The 7,635-nt window shown below is 48.2% G+C and carries 4 protein-coding genes; all 4 read right to left on the bottom strand.

The features are described from left to right. Window positions 1–349 precede the first annotated feature (349 nt). Window positions 350–1,882, bottom strand: a complete 1,533-nt coding sequence (locus tag QUA83_RS24015) for an NAD(P)/FAD-dependent oxidoreductase (protein WP_333296374.1) — start codon at window positions 1,880–1,882, stop codon at window positions 350–352. A gap of 268 nt (window positions 1,883–2,150) precedes the next feature. Then, window positions 2,151–2,636, bottom strand: a complete 486-nt coding sequence (locus QUA83_RS24010) for a CRR6 family NdhI maturation factor (RefSeq protein WP_333218718.1) — start codon at window positions 2,634–2,636, stop codon at window positions 2,151–2,153. 241 nt (window positions 2,637–2,877) lie between these two features. Then, on the bottom strand, window positions 2,878–4,890 hold the full coding sequence (locus tag QUA83_RS24005; RefSeq protein ID WP_333296373.1) for a DUF3685 domain-containing protein: 2,013 nt from the start codon (window positions 4,888–4,890) through the stop codon (window positions 2,878–2,880). 47 nt (window positions 4,891–4,937) lie between these two features. After that, entirely contained in the window at window positions 4,938–7,157 is a 2,220-nt protein-coding gene (locus QUA83_RS24000) for a hypothetical protein (protein ID WP_333296371.1), read from the bottom strand. Window positions 7,158–7,635: the final 478 nt, after the last annotated feature.

Genomic DNA, 7,635 nt, shown 5'->3' with positions numbered 1-7,635 from the left:
GAAGGAAGAAGGAAGAAGGAAGAAGGAAGAAGGAAGAAGGAAGAAGGAAGAAGGAAGAAGGAAGAAGGAAGAAGGAAGAAGGAAGAAGGAAGAAGGAAGAAGGAAGAAGGAAGAAGGAAGGAATTCTCGTTTCCAGGTTCTACCTGGGAACGCATTTATAGAGGCTCTGCCTCGTCATTTTTAAGAGGAGGCAGAGCCTCCAGAAATTCATTCCTTGGCAGAGCCAATGAACGAGATAATGAGAGCACAAACTAGAGATTTTTAAGAGGAGGTAGAGCCTCCCGAAATTCATTTCTTGGCACAGCCAAGGAACGAGATAAACAGGAAAATAACCAATTGCTAATTTTCCTTAGCCTAAAATCGCATCGCCGGATAAACGTTGATAAAGCAGCGCCCCTGTCCAAAATGTCGGTGCAAAGCCTGGATAGCCCGAAGAGGCGTTGCAGAAATAGAAATTGTTGAGGGATGTTTCATGATTTAGTCGATCAACTCCCATGTTGCGCGGCGTCAGGCTGGAACCGTAGGAATTACCGTTAGGACACCAGCAGAAGCGCTCGTTAGTCGTCGGACTTCCGGTAATATGAAACACCATGTGTTTGCGGAAATTCGGAACATAGTGTTTTTCCACAACATCTAAAATCGAGTCCAGAATCTCTTGTTTCTTCTGCCTGTAAGCTTTGCGATCGCTCTCCCAAAGCTGTTTAAAATAGCTGTAATTAGCAACAGTCAGAAATTCTACAATTTGACAATCTTCTGGACAATCCCGCCGCGCTTGGGTCAGTAAAGTTGGCGTGGTAATTGCAAAACTCGGACGAGAAAAATCATTTTGCTCATACATTTGAGCAAAAGCTTCATTTAGATCCAAGTGTTCCGTATGAAAGGTATTCCACTTGCCAAATCCATAGTCTCGGAGATCGATATCTTTGACAACGCAGTACACCATGTAGTTAGATGCAGAATACTCATAGTTGAGTTTTCGCCGCACTTTTTTAGAGAACAGTTCCTCTCCAATCATCTTGGCTGCTCTTTTCGGGTCAAGGTTGCAAATCACCGTGTCGCCCGTGAATTCATGGGTTTGATGGGTGGTCAAATCCATCGCTTCAACTCCCGTTACTGTTCTGTTTGTCACCCTAAAATTCGTGACTTCATGGTTTAGTAGAACTTTCCCTCCGTTGGATTCAATGACATTAACTAAAGAATTGATGACATATTCAAAATGCTGCGTCGGGTAAAATGCACCTTCTTGATAGCCTCTAAACAAGGCAATCCAAGCATAGAAAGAAAGCTGATTTGGAGGCAGCAAAAAGTCCGGCCATTGCAGGGCTAATAGGGTTTGGGCGGCTTGCGGGAGTTGGAACTTGTCGAAAACGTCCTGAAGTGTACTGTTGAGGTGTTGGACGGCACAGAATACGTCACCGAAGTTTTTGAGTAATTCAATTGGTTTGACGGGAGGAGCGAGTTTTCTGAGTCCTTCGCCGGTTTTCTCGACTTCGTTGACGAATTTGCGAATTCTCTCGCCCGCTTCGGGAAACAGCGCCGACAATCTGCGGATCAGTTCCTCTGGTTCCGAGGGAATATCCAGCGCATACCCAGGCATTCTCATGTGGTCGTAGCCATTCGGATCGTACCGCTCAAAGGTGACATCTCGATCGAGACCGAGTTTTTTGAGAACTCGATTGACTGTATGTCCTTCGCCGCAGTCCCACACGTAGTGGAATTGGGCATTAAACGTGTATTTTTTGGCCATCGTAAAGGTGTGACCAAAGCCTCCGGGATGCTCGTGAGCTTCGAGGATGTGTACGGTTTTGCCGGAGTTGGCCATCAAAGCTCCGAAAACCAGTGCTGATAAACCACTGCCGACGATGAGGTAATCTGTTTTCATGGTAAATTTCCTCGATCGATTGAATCGGGCGATCGTTGTTTATTTAAAGTAACTCTCAATTCTGAGAAAATTGTGAAGAGGGCTTACCACGCTATTTGTGGGGTACGCACTGTACACCTTACGCCTTTTTGGGCGGGCTAGAAGCCCACCCCACAATAATGTGAAGCATCTAAATTTTACAGTCAAGTTTGAGCAAATTCTTGTGGGGAGTAGGGATTGGGCGTCCCGCCCGCCCAAAAAATACAATTTAGGTGGGCTTACTTACAGCTTATTTGTGGGGCACGATCACATCAAAAAAAGCATCCTCCAAATCATAACCAAACATCTGCGACATCGCCATCAACTTCGATTTACTGGGGATTCCCTGCTGATTCAACCAATCAGTCAACACAAAAATTTTGTTCATCAAAAACATTTCCAAAGCTTCAGGATTGTACTGAATACCTTGGGTGCGGTGGAACTGGTGCGGCACCAACATCGCCGCATAGCGCGCCAATTCTCCCGCTTTCCAATCCAGCAAAAATGGCAGCCAAGGGTAACAAGCATCCAAGCGAATAAACCACAGTCGCACTTCGGGAATTTCCGAAATTTCTCGCGGATCTAACTCTTCGCGCGGATACTCAATTTCAAATTGTAGCTGTTGTTCGTTTTGGGCGATCGCTCCTTCTGCCAGCCACTTTTCAATCACAGTCCGCACCGGAGACAAATCTAAACTGTTTATGCGATCGGCATCTATCGCTATCATAATACTCATAAAAAGTCAACCTTATAGCAGTAAGTTATATCCAATCCGGTCGATCGACCGTTGGGCAGGGGCGGGTTTATGAGACTATCGATCTCAACCAAATATTGTTGGAAAAACCGGCCCCTACAGGTTATTGAGAATGGTGTCACATCTCATATCTATCCTACCTATAATATCACTACCAATGCCCAATTATCAATATTATCAATTAGCAATTCCCGATGCCCCATTCCCGATGCCCCCTTCCCAATTATCCATTTTTCCCAAACTTACTATCTTGCAAAGAATTACCAATCCCCTGGATAATTCCCCGCCCGATCAAACCAATTCCCCGCCCTATAACCTGAGTCAAAACATAAACAACGCCAGCACCCAAGAGCGAAATAACCGCGCGAACTCTAGGTGCGATCGCATCCCTGGTTTCCAGCAGCAAAGTCAAGGCTAACTGCCACCCAGACAACTGTGCTAACTCCAGATTTCTCGGAGCATAAATAGAAATTCTCTTAATTCCAGAATCGCCCAAAACAAACAGCCAAAACCTGCTTTCAAAAATAGCTTTCGGTTCCACAAAATATCTATCCCAGCTATATCTCCACGACAAATCATTCCTAAATCTCTCAATTTCTCGCGTCGAAATCAACTTACTATCGTAAAAAATTTGCTTTATTTCTTCAATATTTGCCAAATTATTTAGTAGAGGCTGTAGCACTCCGCTAGCCACTTGAATTGCCAAATTTTCCAACAAAGCTTCAGCTCGCTGCATTGCTTCCGGGCTGCCAGCAACACAAGAAATATTGTCAACTGTTAGAGGAATTTCAAATAGCAAATGTGCAAAAAAATCAACTGTCATCGGTATTTTGTCAAGGATTTGTGCTGCAACTACATCAGCATCTGCCAGCAGCATCGGCACAACTTCTATACCGCTGCTTGCCAAGAGATCAGCAGCGCTTTCCCCTTGACTTTCTCCCAGTGTCAAGCTGGTTTGACTGCCATCAAAAACCAGATTTTCTTCCGTTTGCAGTGTATAGTATCTGCCAAAAAAATCTATGATTGTCGCCTGCCACAAATCCCGTAAAATAGCAGGCATTTTTTGCGACAATTGAGTTTCCTGCACTTGCGAAAAGCGCAATTCCTCCAGCAAATCCTTTAACTTCCGCAGGATGGAAGTCATCAATTCACGCTTTTTGGGCGATCGCAAAATATCGATTTCTAAAGGCAACCCAGTCAAATTCACCAACTCAAACTGCAATTTAGCTGCCGCCGAGTCAAACAAGCTACCCTGCCAATTAGTTGCAACCACCAAAGATCCCGCCAAAACTTGGGACTTCGCTAATTGCGATTGAGAATTATTTAACAAATTCTCGCCTCTAATTTCTTCTTTCTCCCCTCTGCCTTCTCCCCTCTGCCTTCTGGCTTCTCCCCTCTCCCCTCTTCCTTCTTCCTTCTTCCTTCTTCCTTCTTCCTTCTTCCTTCTTCCTTCTTCCTTCTTCCTTCTTCCTTCTTCCTTCTCCCCTTTTCCTTCAAATAATAACTGACTGACAATCCAACGAGCTGCGAGCAATTCTCTGCGGCGTCCGCTGAGTACAACCCCATCTAAAATAGAGGGCAAATCAGTCGGAGCTGCGGCTCTGAACTCTTGCAAATCAGCTTGGACAACCGCCAAAGTTGCATCTATTTCCCGTAGTCCAGAAAGACAAAAATCAGCCAGCATTTTTTTGTGTACTGGCGTATCAACTGTCGGATTATCTGCATTTTTCTCGGCAATTTCTGCAGAGTTTTCTACTGTTTGAACCACCGCTGCATTTAGTTCTATTTCCGAGTTAGCTGCCGCATCCGTCGCCCAATAAGTGCCACCAGATGCCACAGCGCGAATAGCTTCGATTGTCAGAGAAATATCTCTACCTTTAGGACAATAGCCCTTCGCGCCCGTCGCCTGTAACTCCGCCAACAGCTCCGCTGTCAGCGGCCCGCCTAGCAGCAACAGAGGCAGATTGGGGTACAAACTTTTGAGTTCGCGACAAAATGCCACCGCCTCTATTTGACCCGATCGCAAATTTAGGGTTTCAACAGCCAAAATTACCAAATCTGCGGGCTTCTTGGCTGCTCCAGAGTCGAGCGAGCGAGTTTCTATAACTCGCAAAGCCTCGGTTGGGGTTGAAACCTCTGCAACAACTTGCAAGTCTGGATACTGCTCGCAAGCGACTCGCAGCCCCAGCCGGAAAATGGGGTCGCCCTCGATCGTCAGCACTTGGAAATTACTCACTTGATTTTAGATGGGAGATTTTAGAGACTGATCGCGCGAAAACCCAATTACTCCGGCAGCAAATTAGCATCAGGAGGCCCAGCCGATTCAGGAATCGAGGGCGGCGCGGGTTCCGGAGCCGGAGCCGGAGGAGCAGGTTCCGGAGCCGGAGCCGGGGCCTCTTCTCTCGCTGGCGGATAGTAAGGTTCCGGCTCCGGAGCAGGCGGATTGTAAGGTTCCGGTTCCGGCTCTCTAGCTGGCGGATAGTAAGGTTCCGGCTCCGGAGCAGGCGGATTGTAAGGTTCGGGAGCCGGGGCCTCTTCTCTCGCAGGCGGATAATAAGGCTCTGGCTCTGGCGCGTACTCCTCCTGTCGCGGAGCTGGCGCGTACTCCTCCTGTCGCGGAGCTGGCGCGTACTCCTCCTGTCGCGGAGCTGGCGCGTAGTCGCGAGCGGGTTCCGGCGCGTAATCGCGAGCGGGTTCCGGCGGCGGTGCACTGTTGGCTCTGAGTTCAGCACTCCAGCGCCCGATCGCACCTGCAGCCTCTGAATACAGCGCCCTACCGTAACCGATTTGGGAAGCCGTATCGATCGCCGCTCCTAGACTGCCTTGAGATGCCAATGCCGCAGCTCGATCGAGAATCGGTCGGTCTTGAGCAACTTGCAGCTCACTCACCCACTGATAGACATTATCCTGAGCTTTCGCGTACAAAGTCCTACCGCTCTTAATTTGCGAAGCTTTTTCAATAGCAGCACTAAGTTTTCCTTGCTTCGCCAGGGCGATCGCTTCATCCAAAAAAGGCTGATCTTGAATAACTTCTATGCGTTTCGTCCACTGAGCCAAGAGAGTTTGCGCTTCTATCCTGCGGGGGCGGTTTTGAGCAACCAGGACTAACTGAGCCATACCGCCCTTGAGTCCTTCAACCGTCTGCGCTTGGGCCAACTGCTTCGCCAGAGTCAGAAAAGATTGGTCTTCAATCCGCTGAATTTCCCGACGCCAAGAAGCCACCAAAGTTTGAGCGTGAACGCGCCGTGGCTGCTTCAGTCCGATGGTTTGCGCTTGCTCGATCGCGAGTGCAAACGTCCCTATCTGACCGACACTAGCGATCGTGCTCGCCACTTGCAGCCGCAGCAAATCTTGAAACTGCACCTGCAAATTTTCAATTTGAACTTGAGCTTGCTTGTACAGAGGGCGACCCGGAGCTATTTGGCTAGCAGCCCCCTGCCCTTCCAGCAAGCTAAAAATGTGTTGTGGCAGAGGAGTTGATATCGACTGGTTCCACGTCACTGCCTGAGCCCTACCCAACTGCATCAAATCTTGAGCTTCCGCAAACAGTAGCGAATCCTGTGGCACAACAGAAGCAGCCTCGATCGCCCCCGGCAGGTCTTTCGCCGCCAACCGCTTAGTAGCCATTGCCAGCAAAGTCCGGCTCCAGCCCTCAATTTCCTTCTCAGCTTTAGCACGGGCAAAGAGCTGCGAGTCTATTTTTCGAGCTAGGACGATCGCCTCAGCGAACTTTTGCGGAGTCTCGTCCTTCGCCAAATCTCTAGCCTCTTGCAAGCGCTGCCAGCCGTTTCTTTCCAAAGAAATCTGCTGGATCAGCTCGTTGTAACGCTTCTGACTCCAGAAAACATTTTCCAGCTTGAACAAAGCTTGAGCATAATCCCAAGCCTTCCTTAAATCCTCACTTTTCAAAGCTGCTAGGGCTGTATCGTAGAGTTTTTGGCCCTCCTGCCAATTTTTTTCCCAAGCAGTCACAGCCTCCTGTACCTCTGGGTAAGACCGACTGGTTTTCGGAATTTTCGCCACAATCTCCAGAGCGCCTTTCAAATCGCCCCTCTCAATTTTTGCCCTGGCAAATCCCAGAATGGCTTTCGACCATTCCCCTATCAAATGTTGACCCTGGGAGTATAGCGGATGTTCTTTCGGCCAAGCCTGCACCAATGCCATTGCCGATTCTAGCTGTTCTAGCTTGCCCGACTTAGCAGCTTGCTGAGCGCAGTAAAGTCGCTCTCCGTCCGCCGCCAACGGCGACAGTTGCTGGCAATTGGGCGGCGGCGGCATCGTCAGCAACCACAGAAATGCAGCGGCCCCCGTTACTCCAAATCCCACCAGGAGACTCAGCCAGATAAGCTGCCACTGCCAAAAAGTTCTTTTTCCTTCGGTCGGCGCAGCCGTTACGAAGGAACTCGCATCGCCTGTCCCCTGTGCACTGAACTGTGCCGTCGGTTTAGGGGATGGGTTGTATTGCGGTGGTGTGTGGAATTGGTCAGATTGTCGTCTCGCCATTACTTCAGCCTGTCCTGTAATGCGCTCTAGAATGTGACACTCCTACATCAAATCTATAGATTGTGATGTGGGCTTCTGACTCCTGTTAAGGAGATCGAGAACTTCCTTCAAGGTACTGGCAATCTTTCCCTCTACGGCGTTTTATAGTGAGGTTTGTGTCTGGCCCCACTGGTTGCTTCCGAGTATTTTAGGCTCTTGAAGCACGTAAATCATACCAGTTATCAAACAATTATTGACAGATCCCGGGGCCGTTTAGCAGAAAAAGCAGTATAAAGCCCCGTCAGTCCATCAATTTTAGATTTTAGATTTTAGATTTTAGATTTTAGATTTGACTCCACAGATGAATTGGGGGAGCGATTAAACTAAGGTCTAATATTAAATCCCGGTCAGAAATTACCTGATCAGACTCAGCGGTTGAAACCGCCCATCAATTTTAGATTTTAGATTTTAGATTTTAGATTTTAGATTTGACTCCACA

The organism is Microcoleus sp. K1-B1 (assembly GCF_036704705.1).
Taxonomy (GTDB): Bacteria; Cyanobacteriota; Cyanobacteriia; order Cyanobacteriales; family Microcoleaceae; genus Microcoleus.
This window is presented reverse-complemented; position numbering and strand designations above follow the sequence as displayed.